The sequence below is a fragment of the Limnohabitans radicicola genome (assembly GCF_014837235.1).
Lineage (GTDB): Bacteria > Pseudomonadota > Gammaproteobacteria > Burkholderiales > Burkholderiaceae_C > Limnohabitans_A > Limnohabitans_A radicicola.
The window spans coordinates 363,286-386,207 of the sequence record NZ_JACYFT010000003.1 but is presented as its reverse complement, the minus strand read 5'-3'; the positions used below and the strand labels follow the sequence as shown (position 1 = coordinate 386,207).

Annotated in this window: 20 protein-coding genes; 8 read left to right on the top strand and 12 right to left on the bottom strand. The window is 60.5% G+C overall.

Translation table 11 applies throughout. From position 1 onward, the window contains the following. Position 1: 1 nt before the first annotated feature. The 7 genes from IC609_RS14440 to IC609_RS16245 form a co-directional block, all read right to left on the bottom strand. The gene (locus IC609_RS14440) at positions 2-1,756 is read right to left on the bottom strand and encodes a ShlB/FhaC/HecB family hemolysin secretion/activation protein (protein ID WP_191820215.1); all 1,755 of its coding nucleotides are present in this window, start codon (positions 1,754-1,756) and stop codon (positions 2-4) included. A gap of 23 nt (positions 1,757-1,779) precedes the next feature. Beyond that, positions 1,780-2,076, bottom strand: a complete 297-nt coding sequence (locus IC609_RS14435) for a winged helix-turn-helix domain-containing protein (RefSeq protein WP_191820214.1) — start codon at positions 2,074-2,076, stop codon at positions 1,780-1,782. A 178-nt stretch (positions 2,077-2,254) separates the two neighbouring features. Next, positions 2,255-6,172: a beta strand repeat-containing protein gene (locus IC609_RS14430; RefSeq protein ID WP_191820213.1), complete on the bottom strand. Its 3,918-nt coding sequence runs from the start codon at positions 6,170-6,172 to the stop codon at positions 2,255-2,257. A 105-nt stretch (positions 6,173-6,277) separates the two neighbouring features. Next, positions 6,278-6,574, bottom strand: a complete 297-nt coding sequence (locus IC609_RS14425) for a winged helix-turn-helix domain-containing protein (RefSeq protein ID WP_191820212.1) — start codon at positions 6,572-6,574, stop codon at positions 6,278-6,280. A gap of 230 nt (positions 6,575-6,804) precedes the next feature. After that, on the bottom strand, positions 6,805-7,503 hold the full coding sequence (locus IC609_RS14420) for a response regulator transcription factor (RefSeq protein WP_191820211.1): 699 nt from the start codon (positions 7,501-7,503) through the stop codon (positions 6,805-6,807). Further along, positions 7,488-9,398 carry a sensor histidine kinase gene (locus IC609_RS14415; protein ID WP_191820210.1) on the bottom strand — a complete coding sequence of 637 codons (1,911 nt, stop codon included), beginning with the start codon at positions 9,396-9,398 and terminating at the stop codon, positions 7,488-7,490. The genes IC609_RS14420 and IC609_RS14415 overlap by 16 nt, the downstream gene beginning before the upstream one ends. 33 nt (positions 9,399-9,431) lie before the next feature. After that, on the bottom strand, positions 9,432-11,510 hold the full coding sequence (locus IC609_RS16245; RefSeq protein ID WP_191820209.1) for a caspase family protein: 2,079 nt from the start codon (positions 11,508-11,510) through the stop codon (positions 9,432-9,434). An 18-nt stretch (positions 11,511-11,528) separates the two neighbouring features. On the opposite strand from IC609_RS16245, the gene IC609_RS14405 reads away from it, so the two are divergent. Genes IC609_RS14405 through IC609_RS14385 form a run of 5 tightly spaced genes read left to right on the top strand, consistent with a single transcriptional unit; the run spans position 11,529 to position 15,332 of the window. Beyond that, positions 11,529-11,891 carry a hypothetical protein gene (locus IC609_RS14405; protein ID WP_191820208.1) on the top strand — a complete coding sequence of 121 codons (363 nt, stop codon included), beginning with the start codon at positions 11,529-11,531 and terminating at the stop codon, positions 11,889-11,891. Then, positions 11,888-12,718 (top strand): hypothetical protein, encoded by an 831-nt coding sequence (locus IC609_RS14400; RefSeq protein ID WP_191820207.1) that lies wholly within the window; start codon positions 11,888-11,890, stop codon positions 12,716-12,718. Before IC609_RS14405 ends, IC609_RS14400 begins: the two co-directional genes overlap by 4 nt. A gap of 24 nt (positions 12,719-12,742) precedes the next feature. After that, positions 12,743-14,398 (top strand): caspase family protein, encoded by a 1,656-nt coding sequence (locus IC609_RS14395; RefSeq protein WP_191820206.1) that lies wholly within the window; start codon positions 12,743-12,745, stop codon positions 14,396-14,398. Then, on the top strand, positions 14,395-14,889 hold the full coding sequence (locus tag IC609_RS14390) for an OmpA family protein (RefSeq protein ID WP_225224199.1): 495 nt from the start codon (positions 14,395-14,397) through the stop codon (positions 14,887-14,889). Before IC609_RS14395 ends, IC609_RS14390 begins: the two co-directional genes overlap by 4 nt. 2 nt (positions 14,890-14,891) lie before the next feature. After that, on the top strand, positions 14,892-15,332 hold the full coding sequence (locus tag IC609_RS14385; protein ID WP_225224198.1) for a hypothetical protein: 441 nt from the start codon (positions 14,892-14,894) through the stop codon (positions 15,330-15,332). 17 nt (positions 15,333-15,349) lie between these two features. Here the strand turns inward: IC609_RS14385 and IC609_RS14380 are convergent, their stop codons facing one another. Beyond that, positions 15,350-16,246 (bottom strand): LysR family transcriptional regulator, encoded by an 897-nt coding sequence (locus tag IC609_RS14380; protein WP_191820204.1) that lies wholly within the window; start codon positions 16,244-16,246, stop codon positions 15,350-15,352. A 62-nt stretch (positions 16,247-16,308) separates the two neighbouring features. On the opposite strand from IC609_RS14380, the gene IC609_RS14375 reads away from it, so the two are divergent. The 3 genes from IC609_RS14375 to IC609_RS14365 are packed head-to-tail and all read left to right on the top strand — an operon-like array spanning position 16,309 to position 19,160. Next, the gene (locus IC609_RS14375; protein ID WP_191820203.1) at positions 16,309-17,292 is read left to right on the top strand and encodes a 3-hydroxyacyl-CoA dehydrogenase family protein; all 984 of its coding nucleotides are present in this window, start codon (positions 16,309-16,311) and stop codon (positions 17,290-17,292) included. A 20-nt stretch (positions 17,293-17,312) separates the two neighbouring features. Next, positions 17,313-18,140, top strand: coding sequence for a BKACE family enzyme (locus IC609_RS14370; RefSeq protein WP_191820202.1), 828 nt, complete (start codon positions 17,313-17,315; stop codon positions 18,138-18,140). Between the two features lie 27 nt (positions 18,141-18,167). Next, positions 18,168-19,160, top strand: a complete 993-nt coding sequence (locus IC609_RS14365) for a Bug family tripartite tricarboxylate transporter substrate binding protein (RefSeq protein ID WP_191820201.1) — start codon at positions 18,168-18,170, stop codon at positions 19,158-19,160. A gap of 78 nt (positions 19,161-19,238) precedes the next feature. Here IC609_RS14365 and IC609_RS14360 read toward each other — a convergent pair whose 3' ends face one another. From IC609_RS14360 to IC609_RS14345, 4 genes are all read right to left on the bottom strand, one after another. Then, positions 19,239-20,135 (bottom strand): hypothetical protein, encoded by an 897-nt coding sequence (locus IC609_RS14360; RefSeq protein ID WP_191820200.1) that lies wholly within the window; start codon positions 20,133-20,135, stop codon positions 19,239-19,241. A gap of 102 nt (positions 20,136-20,237) precedes the next feature. Then, positions 20,238-20,969: a MipA/OmpV family protein gene (locus tag IC609_RS14355; RefSeq protein WP_191820199.1), complete on the bottom strand. Its 732-nt coding sequence runs from the start codon at positions 20,967-20,969 to the stop codon at positions 20,238-20,240. A 17-nt stretch (positions 20,970-20,986) separates the two neighbouring features. Then, the gene (locus IC609_RS14350) at positions 20,987-21,982 is read right to left on the bottom strand and encodes an adenosine kinase (protein ID WP_191820198.1); all 996 of its coding nucleotides are present in this window, start codon (positions 21,980-21,982) and stop codon (positions 20,987-20,989) included. 52 nt (positions 21,983-22,034) lie between these two features. After that, complete coding sequence (locus IC609_RS14345) at positions 22,035-22,826, bottom strand: peptidylprolyl isomerase (protein WP_191820197.1); 792 nt, start codon at positions 22,824-22,826, stop codon at positions 22,035-22,037. Positions 22,827-22,922 lie beyond the last annotated feature (96 nt).

Below are 22,922 nucleotides of genomic sequence, written 5' to 3'. Positions count from 1 at the left end.
GTCAGAAGCTGTAGCTCGCGGTCAGCCAGCCACGCGCCTTGCTGGCCGAGCCATCGACGTTGACAGCCTGCCCTTGCTGGTTGTAAAGAGGGTTGCTGCCCAACGCCTTGGCCACCGTGGCGGCCAAACTCCAGCCGCCCCGGGTCCACTTCACGCCCACGCCTGCGCCATGCAGGCTGTAGCGGTTGTCGGCGTGGGTCTGGCCTTGCCAGTTGGCATAGGGGCGCACATATTGCTGCACCATGCCGCTGTCTATGAACACAATGCCTTGCAGCTCATTGGGCAGGTTGTGCTGGTACTCCAGTGTGAGCTGCGCCCCTTGCGAGCCGCTGCCCTGGGCCACCGGGTAGGCCCGCACACCGTAGGGGCCACCCAAGTAGAACTGCTCGGCACTGTTGAGGTTTTCATTGGCCAGCTGGCCAGACACACTGATCAGCAGCCTGGACGTGCCGGCCAGCACGGTCTGCACGCGGCTGCCGCTGAACGACAGTTTGAGGAAGCGCTCGGGCGTATAGACACCGTAGTTGGACGGGTTGTCGGCCTGCAAAGCCAGACGCCCTGCCGTGACCCCGATCTGCCCGTTGTTCATCGCTCCGCCCAGCAGGCTGTCGTAGGCATTGCCCGACAGGCTCAGGTTCAGGTTGCTCAGCTGGTAGCTGCTGGTGACCGCGTCGTTGGCGATCAGGTAGTTGGCGTAGGTCTTGCGGTCATAGCGCAGCGACACATTGGCGTTGCCCGCTTCAGAGCGCAACCACGGCCAGGCCAGGCTCGCACTCAGGGTTTGGGCTTGGCCATAGCCGCCATTGGTCTGGTACTGGCCGATGCTGCGGTAGTTCAGCACCGAACCCGACAAGCCGCCACGCAAGCCGTTGGGCAACACCGGCACAAAGTACGCCGCCTGGGTGTAGCGGGAGCCTTGCGAATAAATGCCGTTGGCCGTGAGCTGATCACCCAGGCCAGTGGGGTTGTTCAAGGCCGCCTGCACCATGCCCTGGTGCGCACCGGTGGTGCTGGAGCCAAAATTGTTGGCCTCGGCCGAGGCGCTGTAGCGAGGACCGTCCTTGAGCGTCAGACGCAGGTTGGTTTCGCCATCCTGGGTGCCAGGCTCCAGCGCGCTCGTGACCGACACGCCAGGCACTTCGTTGAGCAAGGTGATGGCCCGCGTGACCGAGTTCAGGTTGATCTCTTGCCCTGCCGGACTCGCCCAGTCGATGTAGCGCGCTGCACGACCCGCCGACAAACGGGTGGTACCGTCCGGCGTGTCGATGGCCACGGCACCCAGGCGGGCTTCAATGACCGTGATGACCAGCACACCGGCTTCCATCTTCTGGGGCTGCACAGCCGCCTGCGCCAGGTAGCCACGGCTGCGGTAGAGGTTTTCGATGGCATCGCAGGCCTGCTGCAGATCGTCCATCGTGAGTGGTCGCAGCAAGAAGGAGGTCAGCACTTTCTGCACATCGTCCTGCCCCAGCTTGCGCACACCCGTCAGCTCAAAGCGGCTGACCGTGGCCACCACTTCACCGGGCTGCGCAGCACGGCTTTCGTTCTGGCGGGGTGCAGGCTCCTTCAGGTCCAGCGGCGCAGGCAAAGGCAGCTGGTTTTCGAGGTTCTTTTGCAGAGCGCCCGCATCGATGGGGGCCTTTTGTGCATGCGATTGCGACACCGCCAGCAGGCACAACGAGCCGAGCGCCCAGCCCAGGCTTTGCGCCAGCAAGGTCTGGCGCGGTGTCTTGCAAAGAGGATGACGATGACGCATGCTAAAAATCAATGGCATCTGACTCAGGTCTTGCTCAGCGTCAGCTCTTCAAAGAACTGGTAGCCCACATTGCGGATGGATTCGATGACAGCGCCTTCTGCGCCCGCCTCGTGCAGTTTCTTGCGCAGGCGCACCATGCGCACCTGGAGCCGAGACTTCTGCGCTTCGTCCATGGTCACCCCCATGCACTCGGCAACCTGATCAAAGCCCAGGCGCGCATCGGCCGACTGCGCAAAGGCACGCAGCAGCGTGGCTTCGGTGGCGGTGATGCGAACCGTACCTGCAGGGCCGGTCAGTTCAAGCTTATGGAGTGAAAGCACAGAAATTGATAGATTTATAGATATTGGCAATTAAATGAAAATTTCTCCAAGGAAGCTTTCACTTGCTTTCAATTTGCTAGATATTCCGTGAATCACTTTGCCAAGCCCCCTGCCACAGCGCACCTTGCCCTGGGGCCAGCGAGACCCCAAAGCCAGAGGGCCTTCGGCCCGAAAGCGTTCAAGTGAGTGCAAAGTTGTTTTCTGTAAAGCCAGTCGTCAAAACACCGGTCAAAGTGGCCACCCAGGTCAACTCACTGGACTCGACGGTGGTGTTGTTGGTCGCATCGTCCGAGAAGAGGTAAACACGCGTGTCAACCCCGTTGGAGATGAGGACCGCCGTGTTGGCGTTGCCCGCCGTCGTGTCGCCCGCCACGGTCAAAGCCCCGCCGATTTGGGCAACGACATCGTTCCAGTCGGCAGCGGCGTTGTCTGCTGCGGCAATCACCACCACCTTGCTGACGGCGGTGTTGCCTTTGGTGCCTGCGCTGCTGGCACCGACATAAATGGCGTTGGTGGCCGCCACACCGCCTGTGGCCCCAGAACCCACCAGCGTGGCCAAGCCTGCCACCTTGAGCACATCGCCAGAACTGGCCCCACGGTTGAACCCGCTGACCGTGTCCACGCCGTTGGAGGCTGCGGCAGAAAAAACAAGGGTATCGATGGCAGCGGTGGTTTCGGATAAATCGATCTGATCGTTTCCAGCCCCGCCCTGGATCGTGTCTTGGCCATTGCCACTGCTGATGGTGTCGTTGCCGGCACCGCTCACGACGGAATTATTTGCACTTGACCCAACGATGTTGAAGGCTTCGGTTTGCCCCGCCAGATTGATGGAAGACCAGATGTTCGAGCCTGACCAAAGGGTGACGTTCTCCACGCCTGAAAGGTTTGCATCGTTGGTGAAATTGACGGCGGAACCTGACGCCACAGAATATCCAACAACAATGGTGTCCGAGCCATTTCCACCCGAGATGGTGTCGTTATCGTCGCCTGTAGTCATATTCACGTAGAAGCTGTCATCCCCGTCACCACCACTCAGGTTGTCGGCGCCGTCCCCGCCCTTCAAACTGTCGTTTCCGCTGCCGCCCACGATGGTGTCGGCATAGGCAGTTCCACCGTTAATCGTAAGCATCGATATGGGCACGGTCGAGAGCCCACCTTGCAAATTCAGACCCACGGCGGCATTGGCTACTACGAAAGAAATGCCCGTAGGGAAAGCCGCATTGGAGTTCGGTCCGAGGGTCACGGTCTGAAGACCTGTGTTGTTATTGCTGTTATTGATGTCCAGGACCTCGAACCCACTGACGTTGGCAAAGGCAGCATCGGTCAAGGTCGAGGCAGGGCCGCCTGTCTTCAATGCAATGGTGTCAAAGGCTCCCGCCCCGCCCATGACAGCAACGTCAGCGGCCAAGGCTGCCACGGAATCAAACACCACCGTGTCATTGCCTGCGCCAGCAACGATGCTGTCCGCTCCCGCACCGGCATTGATCGTGTCATTGCCGCCGCCACCGAGCAAGGTGTCATTGCCCGAATTGCCATTGAGGGTGACGGCCGCCGTGGAGGTGGAGGCATCCACATAGGTGTTCACGCCAGCTGCACTGTTGGCCGTCGCGCCCCCGGTCGAGGCCGTCAGCGTCACCGTGCCAGTGCCTGTGACAGCAACGGTCACCGTCGCACCACTGCTGTTGTGAATGATCGTGTCGTTGCCATTGCCCGCATCCGTGACCGTGTTGAGGCCGAGCCCCCCGTTGATCAGGTCGTCGCCTGCGTTACCGGTGATCGTGTCATTGCCATACCCACCCGTCAGCGTGTCCGCGCCACTGGTGCCGACAAGGGTTTGGTCCAGGCTCAAAAGGGTGATCACGCCGTTGACGGCATTGCCCTTCACCAGGGAGCTGCGCAACAACATTGCGCCCAGGTTGCCGCCGGCCACGCCGTCGAGGTCATACACCAACAGGGTATGCTCATCCGCACCGGTATTCTGGGTGAATTTACCCCCACTGTAAGTACCCAGCACCAGACCCCAGCTGCCTGCTGCCGAAATGTCCGCCAGATTGGTGGTGATGGCCGCACCATGGATGGACGTGTTGAGCCCCAGGGCGGTCAAATCGATGACGTCGTTGTCGCCCATGTTGATGAGCCAATCGATCGTTGCGCTCAGTACCGTGGTCCCCGAGACGATGCTGCCCACATAACTGTCGGTGGCCGCTGTCAGGATGACCGTGTCGATGTCGGCGGGACTCATGGCAGTTGAAGACGAGGACGTTGCCCCGATGGTGTCCGCACCTGCGCCCCCAATGAAGGTGTCATTGCCTGTGCCGCCTTCCAGGGTATCGATGCCGGCCCCACCGTTGATGTTGTCGTTGCCCGCATAACCCGTGAGACTGTCATCGCCATTGCCGCCCACCAGCGTGTCGGCGCCGCTGCCGCCATACTGGGTATCGTTGCCTGTGTTGCCCGTGATGCTCACCCCTGCCGTGGAGCTTGGTGCACTGACAAACGAGTTGCCAGTGGTGGCGACCGTGACTGTGACACCAGGCTGCGATGCGTTCAAAAATACCAAATTACCGGCCCCTGCCCCCGTCACGGTGATGGCAACCGTGGCGCCAGCGGTGTTGTGCGTGATCGTGTCTGTGCCTTGCCCGGCATCGGTCACGGTGTTGTTGCCGCCACCGGCATTGATGGCGTCAGTGCCCGCACCGCCGGTGATGGTGTCATTGCCCGCACCGGCCACGATCGTTTCGTTGCCGCTTCCGCCGGTGATGTTGAAGCCTTCGGTCTGGCCCGTCAGTGTCAAACTGGAGCCTGCACCCACAGTGATGTTTTCCACGTTGGTGATGTTGGCGTCCACCGCGGCGAACACCAGCGTATTCGCTGCCGCCACGGCAATCGTGTCTGTGCCACTACCACCATCGATGGTGTCATTGCCATCACTGGCTGTGTTGGTCACGTTGAAGATGTCGTTGCCACCCGCACCACTCAGACTGTCGGCACCCGCCAGGCCACTCACCGTATCGTCTCCGGCTGCGCCGATGAGCGTGTCGTTGCCCACGGTACCGGTGATGTTGTTGCCTGGCGGGGCCAGTGTGATCATGCCGTTGACCGCCGATCCGGCCAACAAACCCACCAGCACCATGGCCCCCAAGGCCCCGTTGGCCACACCGTCCGTGTCATAGACGAGCAGGGTGTGCGTGTTGGACCCGGTATTTTGGGTGAATACCCCACCAACATACGTTCCCTGGATCATCCCCCAGGTTCCGGCTGTCGAGACCGCCGCCAGGTTGCTGATGACTGCCGACCCATTGACGCTGCTGTTCAGACCCAGCGCGGTCAAATCCAAGCGGTCACCCGCCACCAGGTTGCTCACGACATCGATGCTGGCGCTCAGGTTAGTGGTGCCGGAGGTGATCGAGCCTGCATAGCTGTGAGCGGAAGCCCCAAGAACCACCGTATCCACATCGGCATCTGCGCCCACGTCAATGCTGTCAGCACCACCACCACCTGCGATGCTGTCAGCGCCTGCACCCGCCACGATGGTGTCGTTGCCTGCGCCGGACACGATCGTGTCATTGCCGGTACTGGCTGTGATGTTGAAGCCCTCGGTCTGACCTGTCATCGTCAAACTGGAGCCTGCACCCACAGTGATGTTTTCCACGTTGGTGATGTTCCCATCCACCGCCGCAAACACCAGTGTCTGCGCTGGCGCCACCACAATGGTGTCCGTGCCACTGCCACCGTCAATGGTGTCATTGCCGTCATCTGCCGTGTTGGTCACGTTGAAGGTGTCATCGCCTCCGGCCCCACTCAAATTGTCTGCCCCAGCCAGGCCGCCAAGCGTATCGTTGCCTGCGCTGCCCGCCAAGGTGTCATTGCCATTGGTGGCTACAGTGGGAGCAGAGATTCGCGCAGATGACAACCCCAGCACCTCAGCCCACATCTTGTACGAGGCTTCTTCAGTGAAACCTGGTGCACCAGGAACCATTTGCACGCCGTTGACATAGTGCGATCCCGCTGTCTCCAGGCTGTAGGGCTGTTTTTTCCGGCGATAAGCGGAAGTCAGGGGAAGCTCATCCAGCAAATCTGAGTAATTAAATGCCATGGCGATTCCGATGCTTTCTGTGTGAATGATTTACAAGCTGATGTGCCGAAGCCCACATCTCAATGCAGTTTGTTGAACGAATTGACCTGTTCGTGGCGCGCTGGTTCAGGGTTTGCGGATGTCCAGTTCGTCAAAGAACTGGTAGCCCACGTTGCGGATGGCTTCGATGACGGCGCCTTCGGCACCGACCTCGTGCAGCTTTTTGCGCAAGCGCACCATGCGCACCTGGATGTTGGATTTCTGCGCTTCGGACATGGGCACACCCATGCACTGGGCCACCTGGTCAAAGCCCAGCCGCGCATCAGGCGACTGCGCAAACGCCTGGAGCAAGGTGGCCTCGGTGGCTGTGATGCGGACAGAGCCAGAGGGTCCGGTCAGATCGAGTTTGTGAAGAGTGAGCACAGCATGCTGACGGTTTTACAGATGCTGCCGATTAAAGGAAATTAATTGATAGAAAGCTTTCAATCGCTTTCAAATTGCTAAATTTGCCAACCCAAGGGCCACAAATTGAAGGTTTAAAAAGGTTTATGCAGGTTATTGAAGGAACTCTCTAGTCTGTAGGAGCGGCGCCCTCGCCGCGATGGGGCGCAGGATTCAGACACGCATCGCCCCGTAAGCGGGGCTCCTGCAAGTCAAGCCATGAGCTGCACAGGCAAGTGCAATTGGTAGCCCACGCTGCGGATGGATTCAAGCGACTGGCCTTCCACGCCGACCTGACTGAGCTTCTTGCGCAGGCGGGTGATGCGCACTTCGAGGCTGGTCTTGCTGACCTCGGCACTGTCCATGCCAAACAGTTCGAGCAGTTGCCAGTTTTCCAGACGGCCCGAGGGCGCACGGGCAAAAGCGGTGAGCAGGCTTTCTTCGGCATGGGTCAGATGCACTTGACCCGAGGGGCCATGCAGTTCGCGCTGCTGCAGGCGCAGTCCGCCTTGGGGACCCAGCTGGGTGGTTAGCTGGGCCTGGCGACGGCGTGCAAAGCTGCTGATGGCGGCACGCAGTTCTTCGAAGGGCACGGGTTTGGGCAAGTACGCATCAGCGCCGCAGTCGTAGCCGTCGACCTTGTCCTGCAGTTCGGAGCGGGCAGAGACGATGATGATGCCCACCAGGGGCTGCACCTGGCGAATGCGGCGCGAGAGGCTGAAGCCGTTTTCCCCAGGCAGGTTGAGGTCGATCAAAAAGAGGTCTGCCGCCACACCCCGGGCTTTGTCTTCGAGTTCTTCGGCGCAGCTGAGCGCGACCACGTGGTGGCCTTCGGCGCGCAGCGCGTCGGCGGTGAGTTCGCGCAGGTCGTCGTTGTCTTCAACGAGGACGATGCTCAGGTGGGCAGCCATAGTTCAAATCGGATGTGTTCGGCGTCAGGACTGTAGCGCAACGTACCGCCGAGTTGCGCAGCCAGCTTGTGCGAGAGGTAGAGCCCCAGGCCCGTGCCCGATTGGCGCTGGGCGCTACTGCTGCGGTAGTACTTGGCAAAGAGTTGCTCGGCGTCTGGCCAGCCTGAAGGACCGGGTCGGCTGCTGACCGACAGAAGCAGCCCGGGGCGGGCATCGTCGCCGACCTGTGCGATCAGGCGCACATCGACAGGGGCTTGTGCGTCACCGTGCTTGAAAGCGTTGTCAAGGAGGTTGTTGGCGATGATCTGGATGCATTGGAGGTCGCTGCTCAGCCGCAGGTCCGGCGCGATGTGGGCGCGAACGCGTTCAGCCCCCTCTTGCCGGTCTTGCAGCCACTGTTGCAACTGGTCTGACATCACAAAGGTTTGCGTCTGGAGCTTGAATTCGCGATCGACCATGCGGTCGGTCTGGATGCAGCGGTCAAGAATGCCCTTGATGTTGTGGACTGCACGGGTGACGAAGTCGGCCGTGCGGCCGTCGCTGGTGCGGGTGCTGACGGCCATGTCGATGACCGCGAGAGGGGTTTTAAGTTCATGCATGAGCATGCTCAGCAGCTGGGTTTGGTCCTGGCGGCGCTGTTTTTCAAAAGCCAGTTGCTCCCGTGACAAAAACAGGCTGTTGGCCACCTCCACCCGGATGCGTTCGAGTTGACGTGAACGCACCACCAGCAAGCTGGTCATGAACAGACCAGAGATCAGGCCATACAGCAGCACGCCATAGACGGAGAGCATGTTGCCTTGCAGAACCCCCAGGCTGGGCAAGATGCTGAACGCCAGTACCAGCACGATGGTGACGTAGTAGCCAACCACCGCAGGCTTGGGCAGGTAGTAGCTGTAAGCATTGGCTGCATCGGTCGGTCGGGGTTGCAGGCTGAAAGACACCAGCATCAGGCTGATCAGACCCACGCCGTTGAGCGCCATGTTGCCGCCCAAGGCGGTGAGTTTGTACCCGAGCAGCATGAGCATGGCCAAAGTAGCGGATGCCACCAGCAAGCCACTGAGCAACACATGCCCCCAGCGCGGCAGGTGGTATTCGCGCAGGAAGCGGTATTCAAACGCGAAGGACGAGGCGGTGCTGAGCAGGACCAACCAGCTGTACAACATGTCTTGCGAAATGGGGTCCAGTACATCGGCCAGAAGAATGCGGTGGTAACCCAGAAAACTGGCCGTGAAGATCAGAATGACCGTCTGGCGCAACACAAACATGCCGTTGACCGGGTCACGGTCGCGCAACCAGGCCAGCAGCACCCAGACCAGAAAGGACAGGATGAGCGCGAGCAAGGCCGAGTACACCAGCCACAGGCTGTGCTCCTGACGCAGCATCTCGCGCGGCGTGAGCACTTCGACATGCATGAGCTGTGTGCTGGTGGTGGACAGGCGCAGCCAGATGTCACGCGGCGTGCTTTGCGCCGGAATGACGAACGCGTAGTTCAGCGATTCAAACTCGGCCGAGGCCAGCGGCGTGGTGTCGCCCGTGGTGCGGGCGGCCTGACCACGGGCCAGATCGACCGGGTCGTACAGGGTGATTTCATCCAGAAACACCGGCCGGATCCGCACCACCAGGCTGTCCGAGCCCCCTGGCGGGACGCCTGCGATGGTGAGTTTGATCCACTGCGCATCGCGACTGAAGCCCTTGCTGAGCACCCCGGTGTAAGGGGTGTAGCTGGCAGCGCGGGCTTGCTCAAAACTGGCGCCCCCCGAGGCGTCGGTCCAGAAAGCTTTTTCAAGGATGTGGTCTTGCGCCCAGCTGGCACCGGGGAGCAAGAGCCACAAGAGCGCCAAAAGCCTGAAGAGTGTGATCAGGCCAAGACGCATGAAACCAAAGGGTGAACGCATGACCGGAGTTTATGAGACTCCAGCCAGCACAGATCACTGCTTGAAATAGAACTCGCCGATCGCCTGGTCGTACAGGGCCGGGGTTTGTTCGTGGCCCACCGACTTGGCCAGGCGCACCACTTCGTTGCGGACATTGCGCAGCACACGGTCCACAGAGAGGCCGGGCTTGAGCATTTCCTTGACGAAGATGCGGGTGAACAGGCCGTTCTTTTCCTTGTCGTTGTCACCCAGGCGGTCGAGCGCCTGCTGGCCCGAACCGGCCGAGAACATGATCATCTGCCCAGTAGCAGCGGTGGTGGGGGCCAGGCCACGCCCGCCCAGTGCACGGCCTTTGCCTTTGAAAGGGTTGTCACGGCAGGCGTCGATCACGGCGAGCGCAAACTTGGTTTTCTTCTCTTCCATGTCGTCCAGCACTTTTTGAAGGAGGATGGCGTCGTCCTTGATCTGGTCTTCACCTTCGCCCTTGATGTCGATGGGCAACAGGTAGTTCGCGCTGCCCAGCTGGACACCGTGTCCGGCATAGAAGAACAGGACTTCGTCACCGCCATTGAGTTGCTGGCGGAAATCGCGCACGGCCTGTTTGAATTTTTTCTCACCCAGGTTGTGGTGCTTGAAGACCTTGTATCCCACCGCCTCCAATGACTTGGCCATGGCATCGGCGTCAGCGGCAGCGTTGGCCAGTGGAGACACATCGGTGTATTTGTCATTGCCAATGACCAGCGCTTTGCGGTTGGCATAGGTCACTGGCTGTTGAGGCTTGGGTGGTTCCACCGCAGCGGCGGCGGCAGCTTCCTTGGCTTTCGCTGCTGCGGCGTTCTCCTGCTGCAACTTGGCCAACATCTGAGTCATGGCTTCGAGCTGCGCAGCCATCTTGCGTTTGTCGTCTTCAATGGCTTTGCGTTCTTGCTCCAGACGCAGTTTTTCGGCGTTGTCGACAGCGGGTGCAGCCGCTGCCATTGGCGCGGGAGCAACGGCTGGGACAGGCTTTTTGGCCTCTTGCACAGCGGGGCTTGGCACCGCTTCACGCGGTGGCTGAGCCAGCTCTGCTGTTTTTCTGGGTTGCTCCTTGAGTTGCGCTGGGGGTTCGTCCAGACGCTTGGCGGCCTCGGCCCTGGAAGACTCATCCAGCTCGCGAACGGCTTGAGTGTCCACTTTGCTCGCTAAAACCGTGGCCGGTGGATTACTCTGCCCTTGAGCATCAGCGTAGGTCTTGGTTGGATAGGCCAAGGCCATGATTTGCTGTGGCTTTTTATTGAAAAAACTTTGCTGAATGGCTTCCACATATATGGAAATCCATGCATTCAAAATTCCATGCTCAGGTAGAGTTGTTCCACTTCGAAAGTCATCTCGAAATTTCGGCGCGGTCAGACCTTTTGGAGGCAGAACAAAGGCATCAATCTGAATTTTTTTTCCATTGAATTGCTGAACTTGCATCAAGACCTGAAACACGCTGGTTTTAAATGACGGAACGTCATCCAACATCCCGGGTTGTGCTGCTTTCCACCAATTTTTGTCAGACTGATTAGTCCAAGTGTCAATGCCTTGTTTCCAGGCTTGAAAATCTCGGATACCAAACACCATTGAACACTTTTGAACCAGGCTACTGGCCGCAGCACCGTGTGTGTCCATCATGATTTGATGCGTTGACTTGATGCTTTGGCACAAAGATGAGTTCCACGGTCTTGGCAATGTTTCTTGCCTGACCACCAGGTAAGGCACCTTTGCATCCAATGTCTGGTTCTTGAGAACGTGTATCTCCCAGACCTCGCCTGGAAACGACATGGAATCGTTGTGTGTGCTTTTCCATACCCCTTCAGGCAACGGAACGCTGGCCCCGGACCCCATGGGCAGAAAGTCCCTGTAGGTTTGCCCAACAACAGGTTGAGCCCAACTGGTCTGGGCTGCGACTACCAGACCAAACAATGCAAGCCGCAATGTTTGCCGGAACAGGGTTGACAATGATTTTTTCAACATATTCACACCAAGTGGATGAAACGATTTTAAATCCTGCATGGATCCGTACAATGCATTGACATTGACTGTTGTGAATCCTTTGCCATGAAATTCGATTTTTTCAAAACCTCTCTGGCTCTGGTCCTCCTGGCTGGTCACACGCTTGTGCTGGCCCAGGTGAAACTGATCACAGAAGAAGAAGCCAAAGCCCCCAACTTGCAAGTGCCCACCACCCGAGCCATCACCCGTGGCCCTGGCATCAGCCTGCAAACCCCGCTGGAAGTGTCGGCCAAGTCTTTTGCCTTCAAATTGGCATTCGAGCCACGTGGTGGCGCAAAAATTGATGCATCCTCCATCAAATTCGAATACCTAAAGCAGCCCATCGTTGATTTGACGGCTCGTTTCAAGCCCGGCCTGAACGGCAACACCCTGGAGCTGGCACAGGCCAGCGTGCCTGTGGGCACTCACCCGATCAGGGTGTGGGTGCGTGACTCCGAAGGTCGCGAGGCTCAGACCACCATTCAACTGACTGCCAAGTGACCCGCGCCACGTTCAGCTGTCCGTTTTGCTGCAGCGATGTGCCGTTGCAGGCGTCGGTGTGCAGCCATTGCACACGCGATCTGGCACTGTTCAAGCCTTTGGCTTTGCAGATGCATGAGCTGTCTGACCAGGTCGAGCAGCTCAAAGCCGTCGTGCAGGAACAACAAACCGCGTTGGCAGAGTTGAAGTCGCATGACATTGGTGCCCTCGCCTTGGCCATCAGTGAACAGCAACAAATGGCCCCGACGGCACCGGCACCCCCTGCCAGCACGTCAGTCAAGCCGTCCTGGTGGGCACTGTTTGCAATGGTTCTGATGACGGTGGCCTTGGTGGGGTTATCGCATTGGGTGTTGCTGTTTGTGTATGACTCGCCCCCTGTGGCGTTGCGCCTATTGACCATCACACTGCCCGCACTCACAGGCTATGTGTGCGCCCGCCAAAGTGGCATGGGTGCGGTCGTTCAATGGCTCACAGCAGCGGTCACGGGTGTTGCCAGTGTCTGGCTGATGTTGTGGATCACTTCCACCATTGATGGTGTGCCACTGTGGCCGAACAACCCGCGCGACTGGCGCGAGACGTTCGAGTACATGGCCGCGATCAGCCTGGCTTTTTTCACTGGACATCTGTTGCACCGCTTCATCCAGCACTGGTCGAAACAGCAACAGAACCGGATCAGTCTGAGTGTTTTGCTGGAACGGGATGAAAAAGGGCAATTCAAAATTGCCGAAGTGACCCGCCAAGTCCAGAACCTGGTGACGGCCATGGCCCCTGTCGTGTCTGCGGGCACAGCCCTCTACTCCGGACTCAAAGTCTTCACGGGCAACTGATATGCCTCAACCGGTGCGTCTTTCATGATGAAACTGCTTTGGATCCTGCTGCTGACCAGCAGCGCTTGTCTGGCACAAGCACAAACCCCAGCGCCGAGCGCGCCTCGCTCAGCGCTGATCATCGGCCTGGGTCAGTATGCGACCAGCTCTGGTGCCGCAGCACTGGAGGGGGTGCCTCACGACATGGAAAGCGCCAAGCGCATCGCGCTGGCGATGGGCATCCCGGCCCACCAGATTCGGGTGATTCAGGACCAGCAGGCCACCAAGGCCAACATCCTGGAAGAGATCCGCAAACTGGGTGAGCGCACCAGTGAAGGCGGTCGAAGCTTCATTTATTTCTCTGGACACGGCACGCGGTATTGGGACCCATCGGTCAATGGCTGCGTGGAAGGCCTGCTCACCCATGACGGACAAGCCATCACCAATGCCGAATTGGCTAAAGCCACGCAAAAGGTCACCGAAGGCGCTGACAAAGTCATCACGATGATCGACGCCTGCCACTCAGGTGGCATCGCCAGCAAGAAAGCCGGTACGCGCTCCATCGCGGGGATCGAGTTCAAACCCAAGTTCACCTACAAAGCCAGCAGCGCTGCAGACGCTTGCAGCCAACCGTCCAACCTGAAGACCCGCAGTCTGTTGGGCGAATCCACACGGCTGGGTGCATTGCAAGAGAACGTGGTGCAAATCACATCATCACGACCCGACGAGGTGAGTTTTGACGAACCCGGAAAGGGTGGTTTGGCCACACAGGGCATCCGCGACTGCTTGCTGGGCAAGGCGGCTGATGCCGATGGGTCTGGCGCTGTGTCACTGGCAGAGATTCAGCAATGTGCGCAAGCCATCATCGAACAAAAACTGCAAGGCGCCAAAGACCTCACACCGCACCACGTCTCGGTGTCTGGCAACCGCAATTTGATTCCTGTGCAACGCCCGCAAGCTGCATCCGCTGCGGTGCCCCCGGCACCTGCGCCCTCGGTGGTGGCCACTGTGACACCTGCAGCAACACCAGCCCCCCAGCTCACCGCTGAGAGTCCTGCGCCGCCCGCGGCACTGGCTGCGGCTACATCTGCGCCGACTGCCAGCACCAGCACATCCACCCCCAAGCCCCCCGTGGCCAGTCCACCTGCACCAGTCGTTGTTGCGGCGCCTGTCATGGCACCAGCGCCACCTGCCGAACCGATGCTAGCGTCTTTGGCCACGCTGCGGGATATCCAGCAGCAGAGCAATCCCAAGATCGTGGTCGATGTCAAGCTGAGCAAACCTGTCTTGAGAATCGGCAAGGACGCGCTGGAGATGAGCATCAAGTCCAGCCACGATGGGTACATTTACCTGGTGCTGCTGGGCAGCGACCGCAAGAGTTTTTATGTGCTCTACCCCAACGGTCTGGACCGCGACAACCAGATCAAGGCAGGCCAGACCCGCAAGCTGCCCCGCCCCGATTGGCAACTGGAGGCTGCAGGCCCGCCAGGCGAAGACCATTTGCTGGTCATGGTGACATCGAGCCCGCGCAAGGTTGACCGACTGGAGATGACCGAGCCGGATGCCAAGAACCCTTTCACCTTTGCACTCAACGAAATCGGCGGGCGCGCTGCACTCATCAACTTTCTTGTCCACAACAAAGACGGCGAAGGCTCTGAACGATTTGGTGCCAAACTGCTGACCCTCAAGGAGGTTCAATGAGATACCTGATCATCACTCTGGCTTTGTGCTTTGTATGCCTGTCCGCTTCCGCACAGTTGGTCAAAGAAGCCAGCAAAGAAGATCTGATCGAAAAGCTCACACCACCTGAAGCCCCCAAAACACGCAGCTTGGGTCGCAACATCGCGCCCAAAGCGGTGACGGTGGACTTGTCGATCAATTTCGATTTCGATTCGGCCAATCTGCAAACCAGCAGCAAACCTTTGCTCGACAACCTGGCTTCGGCCATGAACAGCGAGCGCTTGTCCAGCCTGAAATTCAGGATCGAAGGCCACACCGATGCCAAGGGCAAGGCCGAATACAACCAGGAGTTGTCGGCCCGCCGGGCTTTGGCAGTTCAGAACTACCTGATTAACCAGAACGTGAGCCAGGATCGCCTGCAAGCCGAAGGCAAAGGATTCAGCGAGCTGCTGCTGCCGGACAAGCCTCTGGCCAGTGAAAACCGGCGCGTGCGCATCACCATCACCCAGTGACGATGCGGCCACTGCTTGCGATTGCTGTTCTGAGTGTCGGGTGGACACCAGTCCAAGCGTTTGAGCTGGTATCCACCCAGGAGATGCTGGCCTCCATGGCCGCACCAGAGCCGCTGCGGGCCAAAGCTGGCATCCAACCTGGCGCACCTGTCATCGAAGTCGTCCGCCCCAAGCTGAGTGCACCGATCAGCTCACCCTCGACCATCGAGCTGCTGTTCCAGTCTGCAGCACCGAGCGCGGTGCGACCTGAGACCTTCAAAGCCTTCTATGGCCGTTTGCGCATCGACATCACGCCGCGCCTGCTCAACGCCACCCAGGTCACAGCCCAAGGCATCACGGTCAAGGAGGCCAGTCTGCCCAAAGGCAGCCACCGACTGCTGCTGAGCATCGAGGACAGCGAAGGCCGGCAAGGCCAGAAGATGCTTGAGTTTGAAGTCAACTGAGCGCTGACTTCAGAAGGTCATTTCATTTCTTGTGACAGATAGTTCACCATCTCGCTCGCAGCGGGTGACAGGCTTCGGCCGCGCAGTGTGACCAGCCCGATGGGGCGGCGCAGTTCGGGGGCCGTCAGGCGTCTGCGCACGATGCCGGTGTCAGGCCCCACATTGGCAGCCAGCTCAGGCAAGGCAGCCACGCCCAGGCCAGCGGCCACCAGGGCCTTGATGCTGGCCAGGTGTTCCAGTTCAAACTGCGGTGCAAACTGGATGCGATGCTCCAGGAATGCGGCATCGGCGTATTGCCGCACACTGGACGGCAAAGGCATGGAGATGTGCTGCAAGGTCGCCACATCGAGCCAACGCAGCGCCTTGCGGCCACGGGCCAGCGCGTGCCCTTGGGGCAGCAACAGCACAAAGCCGTCCGAAGCCAGAGGCAGGTAGTCCAGATCGGGGTAGGCTGGGTTGGCCGCGGTGAGGGCAAAGTCCACCTGGCCCGCACGCACCATGTCAAAGGCGGGGCCTGACAAGGTGTCGAGCAGCTTGAGGCGGATGCCCGGGTGCGCCTGGGCAAAGCGGGCATAAGCCCTGGGCACCACGGTGGCCGCCAGCGAGGGCATGGCCGCCATAGCCACCTGCCCGACCTGGAGGCTGGCGACTTCGCGCACGGCACGCACCGCGTCTTGCGCGGTGTGGCGCAGACGCTGCGCTTGCTCGACAAACACGGCACCCGGGCCGGTGAGCTGCACCTGGCGGGTGGTACGGTCAAAGAGTTTGACTTCCAGCGCCGCTTCGATGCGGGCGATGACGGCCGTCACCGCCGGTTGCGACAGGTGCATGCGCTCGGCCGTTTGCCTGAAGCTCAGGGTCTCGGCCAGAGAGAGGAAGATGTCGATGTCGCGGGAGGACCAATTGATCAGCATAACTGATCAGTTTATAGAAAAAATCAGTTGGACGAAGCAATGGCTGATTCCTACACTGCGCCATGTCTTCTGAAATCACTTCTTTTTCTGCCCTTTTGCCCGCGCAGCCGCGCGACTGCCATGCCGTGGTGGTGGGCGCAGGCACCATGGGGGCCGATGTGGCCATTGTGCTGGCCCGCGGCGGCTGCCGCGTGACGGTGGTGGACTCGGCAGCCGACAAACGCGCCGCGTTGCATGACCATGTGCTGGCCGGCTTGAATGAGCTGGCCTTGGGTCACCGGGTCAGCCGCGTACAGCCCGCAGCGGCACTCGAAGAGGTGCACTGGGCCGATGTGCGGCTGGTGATCGAGTGCATCCCGGAAAAACTGGACATCAAGCAGGTGCTGTTCAAGCAGTTGGTCGCGCTGGCGCCGGGCGAGACGGTGCTGACCAGCAACAGTTCGAGCTTTCCGATCAGTGCGATTGCGCAGGGCTTGCCCACGCAGGAACGCATGTTTGGCCTGCACTTTTTCATGCCTGCGCACCTGGTGCCGCTGGTCGAAGTGGTGTTGGGCCCACACAGCAACGGCGACGCAGCGCAGGGCTTGTGCGGCTTCATGCGCGGCTGTGGCAATGTCCCGGTGCTGGTGCGCAAGGACAAGCCAGGCTTTCTGGCCAACCGCCTGCAGCATGCGCTGTCGCGCGAGGCCTTTGCCATGATCGACGAAGGCGTGGCCACACCCGAAGATGTGGATGCGGCGGTGCGCTTTGGATTTGGCTTCCGCTTTTTGGCGGCAGGCCCGGTCATGCAGCGCGACCATGCGGGCATCGATGTGCACTGCGCCGCTGCGGCCACGATGTACCCCAGCCTGTCGAACACCGCTGAGCCTGCACTGGCTTTGCGCGAACGCGTGGCCGCCGGGCGCTTTGGCATGAAAACCGGCTCTGGCTTTTACGACTGGACACCCGAGACGCGCCAGGCAGAGCGGGACCGATACGACCGTTTGCTGCGCCAAGGCCTGGAGATGCTGGCAGACGAATTGCCCCCCTTGGACAAAAGTTTTTAAACCTGAACAGCCGACAGCGTATGAGCCATTTCTACAGCGATCCATTGATCATCACCACCGCCCCCAACGGAGCCTACAAGCAGTTGAGCGATCACCCACAGGTCCCCCTGACGGCCGAGAGCCTGGCCCGCACGGCCAAGCAGTGCCTGGATGCTGGCGCGGCTATGCTGCACTTGCACATCCGCGATGAACAAGGCGGCCACAGTCTGGATGTGCAGGGTTACCGCAACGCCACCGCCGCAGTGCGCGCCGCTGTGGGCAAAGAGATGGTGCTGCAGATCACCAGCGAAGCGGCCAAGGTGTACCAAGCGCCAGCGCAAATCGCGATGGTGCAAGCTTTGCGCCCTGAGGCGGTGTCGGTGGGTTTGCGTGAGTTTGACCAGCCCGAAATTGGCGAAAAAGGTTTGTCCGATTTCTTTGCAGGTCTTGTGCGCGAGAAGGTCATGACGCAAGTGATCGTGTACGACGTGAAGGACCTGCAGCGCTGGCAGGACCTGCGCCAGCGCGGTGTCGTGCCGGATGCCCCTTGGTCTTTGCTGTTTGTGCTGGGGCGTTACACCGCCGGGCAAACATCGAGCCCGACCGATCTGGTGCCATTTGTGCATGCGCACACCACGGGCGAGCCTTGGTCGGTCTGCGCCTTTGGCGCGACAGAACACGCCTGCGTGACCGCAGCGGCCGCGCTCGGCGGCCATGTGCGCGTCGGTTTTGAGAACAACCTGTTCCTCAAGAACGGGCAATTGGCCCCTGACAATGCAGCACTGGTGACGCAAGCTGCAGAGGCTACGCGCAGTCTGGGCCGTCCTGTGGCCACCGCCGCGCAGATTCGCGAACGCTTTGCAGCCTGACCATTCAACAACACGCCGGAGACCCTCATGCAACGCAAAACCTTCTTGAAAACCACGGCCCTGATCGCACTGTGCTCAGGCCTGTGGGGCGCCGCTGCCCCCGCCCTGGCCCAGGACAACTGGCCGAGCAAGACCATTCGCTTTGTGGTGCCCTACCCACCCGGCGGGCCGACCGACCTGATGGCACGCCTGCTGCAGGGCGAATTGACCTCACGTCTGGGCGTGGCTGTGATGGTGGACAACAAGGGCGGCGCAGGCGGCAACCTGGGCAGCAACGAGGTGGCCAAGATCGCGCCGGCCGATGGCCATACACTGCTGCTGGCGGCCAGTGGCCCCATGGCGGTGAACCCCACGCTGTACACCAGCATGCCGTTCAACCCCCTCACCGATCTGACACCGGTGATCCAGCTCTCATCCTTTCCTTTGGTGCTGGAAGTGCATCCGAGCCTGGGTATCAAGAACGTCAAGGAATTGATCGCGTTGGCGAAGGCCCCCAAGTCGAACCTGAGCTTTGCCTCGGCAGGCAACGGCACCCCGCAGCACCTCGCGGGTGAGCTGTTCAACACCCAAATGGGTGTGGACATCACCCACATCCCCTACAAGGGTGCAGGCCCGGCACTGAACGATCTGGTCGGCGGTCAGGTGGGGGTGATGTTTGACATTCTGGGCAGCTCGCTGCCGCACATCCAGTCGGGCAAGCTGGTACCGCTGGCGGTCACATCGGCCAAGCGCAGCGCTCAACTGCCCAACGTGCCCACCATGGCCGAAGCAGGGGTGACTGGCTACGAATTCACTGCCTGGCACGGCATCGCGATGCGCGCGGGCACATCACCCGCGATTGTCGAGAAGCTCAACAACACGCTGAACGCGATCTTCAAGGAGCCGGAGTTCCGCAAGAAGTGGGAAGCGATTGGCACGCCCGTGGTGGCTGGCACTGCAGCGCAGTTTGGCGAGCTGATCAAGCGCGACACCGTGCGCCTGGGCAAGGTGGTCAAGGCCTCAGGCGCAACCGTAGACTGATGCGGCCTCTGTAACAGCGACGCCCCGCGGCCATCAGCGCTTAACGCATCGCGACGAGGGCGTCCCTCCTACAAAAAATCACGCCTGAGCGTCGGGCACCGCCGGTGCGGCGGCCTCTGCGGGCTCGGGCTCGACGCCCATGACCACTTGGCGCAAGGTCTCGCGCAGCATTTTCTTTTCGGGAAAGCTCAGCGCGCGGGCCAGGCGCTGGCGCATGCGCAGCAGCAGCTGGCGATCCACTTCCTGAGGCACGCCACGGCTCACCTGCAGCGCTTCGCGCAGGTCTTCGCGCAGGTCTTCGGGCTCTTCATCCCACCAGCCCGAAATGACTTCGTTCATCGATTTGCGCAGCTCTTGCACATCCTCGACCGCCAACCCCATGCCAGTGGGCGTCTTGCCCTGCAGAATGTCGGCCAAGGCCTGGGAATTGACCACCACACGGCGGTCGGCCTGAGACAGCAAGCGGGCCCAACCCGGATCGGTGCGCACCATCTGAGTCATGTTGCGGGCCGATTCGTCGGCCAGCAAGTGCACGCTCAGGCCACTGAGCTGGGCTTCGTCAATGGCTGACAGGAACCGTTCATCGTCGCTGGCCACCAACACATGGTCGCAGGCGTGGTGTTCGGCCAGTTGTTTGAGGTCGTGACCCAGCGATCGCAACAGCGACGCGCCGCCGTCGGCGTCGTGCGCCTGAACCAAACGCACGATCTGGTCATCGATCACCAGCCCATCCGAGCGGTCGCTGTACCAGTAAATGCGGCGCAAATCGACGTCCAGCCCGGTGTGCGACAGCGCTTGAGACAGCAAGCCCAGCAAGCCCTGGCGGTTGACCGACTCGCCCGTGGTGCCCAAGGCACCTTGCTGCGCCAGCCAGACCAGAAAACGGCCATCGATCAGCGCCATGCAGGTGCCGCTGCGCTGGTCAGAGGGCCGATGGTCGTAACGTGAAGCAGAAGAAAAATAATCGCGTTTCATAGCTCAACCTCTAAAACAATAAATAGTGTCCCGAGCACCGGGGACTGCGGTACGGATTCTAGATAAACCGAACGCCCCGCGTGGCGCCCGGACAAAGGTTCATCAATTCAGGGTATAGGTCACTGCGGCAAAGCCCGAGACCTGGCTGCTGCGGTTGACCAGCGGGCTGTGGGCCACGGCATCGTCCAGTCGGCGGTAGCGGGTCACCAGCTGCAATGCCCAGGGGCCACTCAGGGGCACCGTGGCCTGCAAGGTGGCCATGGGCGTGAACGAAGCCCCCGGCCGGTAGATGGACAGACTGGTGGCCTGCGACTGTGCGGCGTCAATGCCATAAAGATGGCGCACATAGTCGGCCGAGCGGTACTGCACACCCAACTGCGGATACAGCTTGACCGGGCCCACATCGAATTTGCCCGCCCAGTTGAGCTCGCCGAACTGGCCACCCGAGCGGGGGTCGTGCATGGCGTAGGCAAACAAGCCGCCCAGCGCCGTGCGCTGGAATGTGCCCACCCCAACGGGCAGCGGTGCACTGCGGTCGCCTGCAGCGGGGTACGCGGTCTTGCCGGCCTTGACGTCTTCGGTGCTGATGCGCATGGCCAGTTCGATGTGGCCATCGCCCACAGGCAGCGTCTTGATGCCCAAGGTGTCCACACGCGCAAAGAACGGTCCCCAGTCGCCATAGACATAGGGCATGACCGTGGTGCTGCGTTCGGCCCCTTTGACCACGGCGCTGGAGGTCAGGGCCATGGCACCGATGTCACCCACAAAGCCACCTGACTGCGCGAGGGCAATCACAGGGGTCACAGACAAGAGGCAGGCAAGGGATTTTTTCATGGGAGGCTCCTGAAGCTTCAGTGGGCGAACTCGCGCAAGATGGCCTGCAGGCGCTCGGCCGTGAGGCGGTTGCCGTGCTGTCCGACCACTTCGGCAGCAGCGCGGTTGGCCAGGGCGGCAGAGCGGGCCTGGTCCATGCCATGGGTGACGCCGTAGAGGAAGGCCCCGGCAAACATGTCCCCTGCGCCATTGGTGTCCAGGGCTTTGACAGGCACAGCAGGCACATTGACCATGTGGTCACCCGAGATGACCAGGCTGCCACGCGGGCCCAGGGTCAGGCAAACGGTGCGCGCCATTTTCTGCAGTCGGGGAATGATGTCTGCCAGTTCGGTGCTTCCGCACCAGGTTTGGGCTTCTTCTTCGTTGGCAAAGAGGTAATCGAGTCCGTCACCTATCATGGCCTCCAGACCGGCCCGGCAGAAGTTGATCATGCTGACATCGCTGAGCGTGAGCGCGGTCTGCACCCCATGCTGAATGGCGAGCTGACGCCCTTCGACGGCGGCTTCCAGCCCGGTGGGCGAAGCGGCCAGATAGCCTTCCATGTAGTAGATCTTGGACTTGGCAATGTCTTGCGGGTGCAAGGCCTGGCGGTCCAGCTGCGATGTAGCGCCCAAAAAGGTGCACATGCTGCGCTCGGCATCGGGTGTCACCAGCACCATGCAGCTGCCCGTCTGGCCTTCAGGGGCGGCGGTGTGCGTGAGGTTGGTGGCCACGCCGTTGGACTGCAGGTCGCGGGCATAGAAGTCGCCCAGCTCGTCGTCGGCCACACGGCACGAATAAAAAGCTTTGCCCCCCAGTTGGGCCAGCGCCACAACGGTGTTGCCTGCCGATCCACCGCCGGTGCGGCGGGCATGCAGGCCTTGCACATGACTCAGCAGCTCGGTGCGTTGCACATTGTCGATCAAGGTCATGTGGCGCTTGCTGACGCCCATGGCAGCGAGCAGAGCGTCACTGACTTCGTATTCGGTGTCGACCAGCGCATTGCCGATCGCGTAAAGGTGGTAGTGGGACATGGCCAAACAGTTCAACGATAAGCTGAGGAGTTTAGCCGCCCCGGGTACGCGTTCACTGCTCGACTTTGGCCGCCTTCACCAGCTTCTGGACAAACTCGGCGCGCTCGTTGGCAAACACGGCGTTGACCAGTTGCTGTTTGCTGTCTTCAAAGCTGGGCACTTTGAACTTGCGCTTGCCGTCCAGACGGATGACTTGCCAGCCTTCGGGCGTGGCCATCGGCACGGAAGTGACGCTGCCTTCGGCCAGGTTGGCGATCACATTGAACAAGGCCGGGTTGATCTGATTGCCCATCAGCCAGCCCAGACTGCCGCCCTTCTGGCCGGTGGGGCTGGTGGATTTTTCGCGGGCCAGTTGGTCAAACGCCCGGCCATCCTTGGCGGCCTTGATCACGGCCTTGGCCTCTGCTTCGGAGGCCGTCACGATGTGGCTGATCTGGTATTCCTCGGCATCGGCCAGCAGCTCAGACTGGCGCTTGTATTCCGCGCGCAGCTTGTCTTCAGAGATGTTGAACTTGGGTGCGGCTTTGGCAATCAGGGTATCGGCCAGCAAGGCCCCCTGTTGCAGTGACAGCTGGGCTTTGACGGAAGGTTCTTGGTCGAGCTTTTGTTTTTTGGCTTCCTGCGCCAGCACTTCACGAGCAATCAGTTCCGTCTTGAGTGCAGCACGCAGCTCAGGGCTGTCCTTACCGCCCTGGGCCACATTGTTGGCCACCAGCAGCTCGAGGACCTCGCCGCTGATCTTGACGCCGTTGACGGTGGCGGCCGGCTTGAGTGGCTCACTCGCGTGGACTTGGAAAGCCAGCGCCGCGCAGGCGCACAGGGTCAATAACTTCTTGTTCAGCACAAATCACCTCTACTTCAAACAGCCATGAAACGGCACTGACACAGGCCAGGCCAGCGGCGCAATGATAAAGCGTCATGTCGGGATGACGAAAAAAAA

Coding starts and splice junctions, on each gene's coding strand:
- IC609_RS14430 (WP_191820213.1), bottom strand. CDS start 6,172: ATGGCATTTAATTACTCAGATTTGCTGGATGAGCTTCCCCTGACTTCC.
- IC609_RS14440 (WP_191820215.1), bottom strand. CDS start 1,756: ATGCGTCATCGTCATCCTCTTTGCAAGACACCGCGCCAGACCTTGCTG.
- IC609_RS14360 (WP_191820200.1), bottom strand. CDS start 20,135: ATGAAACGCGATTATTTTTCTTCTGCTTCACGTTACGACCATCGGCCC.
- IC609_RS14395 (WP_191820206.1), top strand. CDS start 12,743: ATGATGAAACTGCTTTGGATCCTGCTGCTGACCAGCAGCGCTTGTCTG.
- IC609_RS14420 (WP_191820211.1), bottom strand. CDS start 7,503: ATGGCTGCCCACCTGAGCATCGTCCTCGTTGAAGACAACGACGACCTG.
- IC609_RS14385 (WP_225224198.1), top strand. CDS start 14,892: ATGCGGCCACTGCTTGCGATTGCTGTTCTGAGTGTCGGGTGGACACCA.
- IC609_RS14415 (WP_191820210.1), bottom strand. CDS start 9,398: ATGCGTTCACCCTTTGGTTTCATGCGTCTTGGCCTGATCACACTCTTC.
- IC609_RS14375 (WP_191820203.1), top strand. CDS start 16,309: ATGTCTTCTGAAATCACTTCTTTTTCTGCCCTTTTGCCCGCGCAGCCG.
- IC609_RS14365 (WP_191820201.1), top strand. CDS start 18,168: ATGCAACGCAAAACCTTCTTGAAAACCACGGCCCTGATCGCACTGTGC.
- IC609_RS14370 (WP_191820202.1), top strand. CDS start 17,313: ATGAGCCATTTCTACAGCGATCCATTGATCATCACCACCGCCCCCAAC.
- IC609_RS14390 (WP_225224199.1), top strand. CDS start 14,395: ATGAGATACCTGATCATCACTCTGGCTTTGTGCTTTGTATGCCTGTCC.
- IC609_RS14350 (WP_191820198.1), bottom strand. CDS start 21,982: ATGTCCCACTACCACCTTTACGCGATCGGCAATGCGCTGGTCGACACC.
- IC609_RS14355 (WP_191820199.1), bottom strand. CDS start 20,969: ATGAAAAAATCCCTTGCCTGCCTCTTGTCTGTGACCCCTGTGATTGCC.
- IC609_RS14380 (WP_191820204.1), bottom strand. CDS start 16,246: ATGCTGATCAATTGGTCCTCCCGCGACATCGACATCTTCCTCTCTCTG.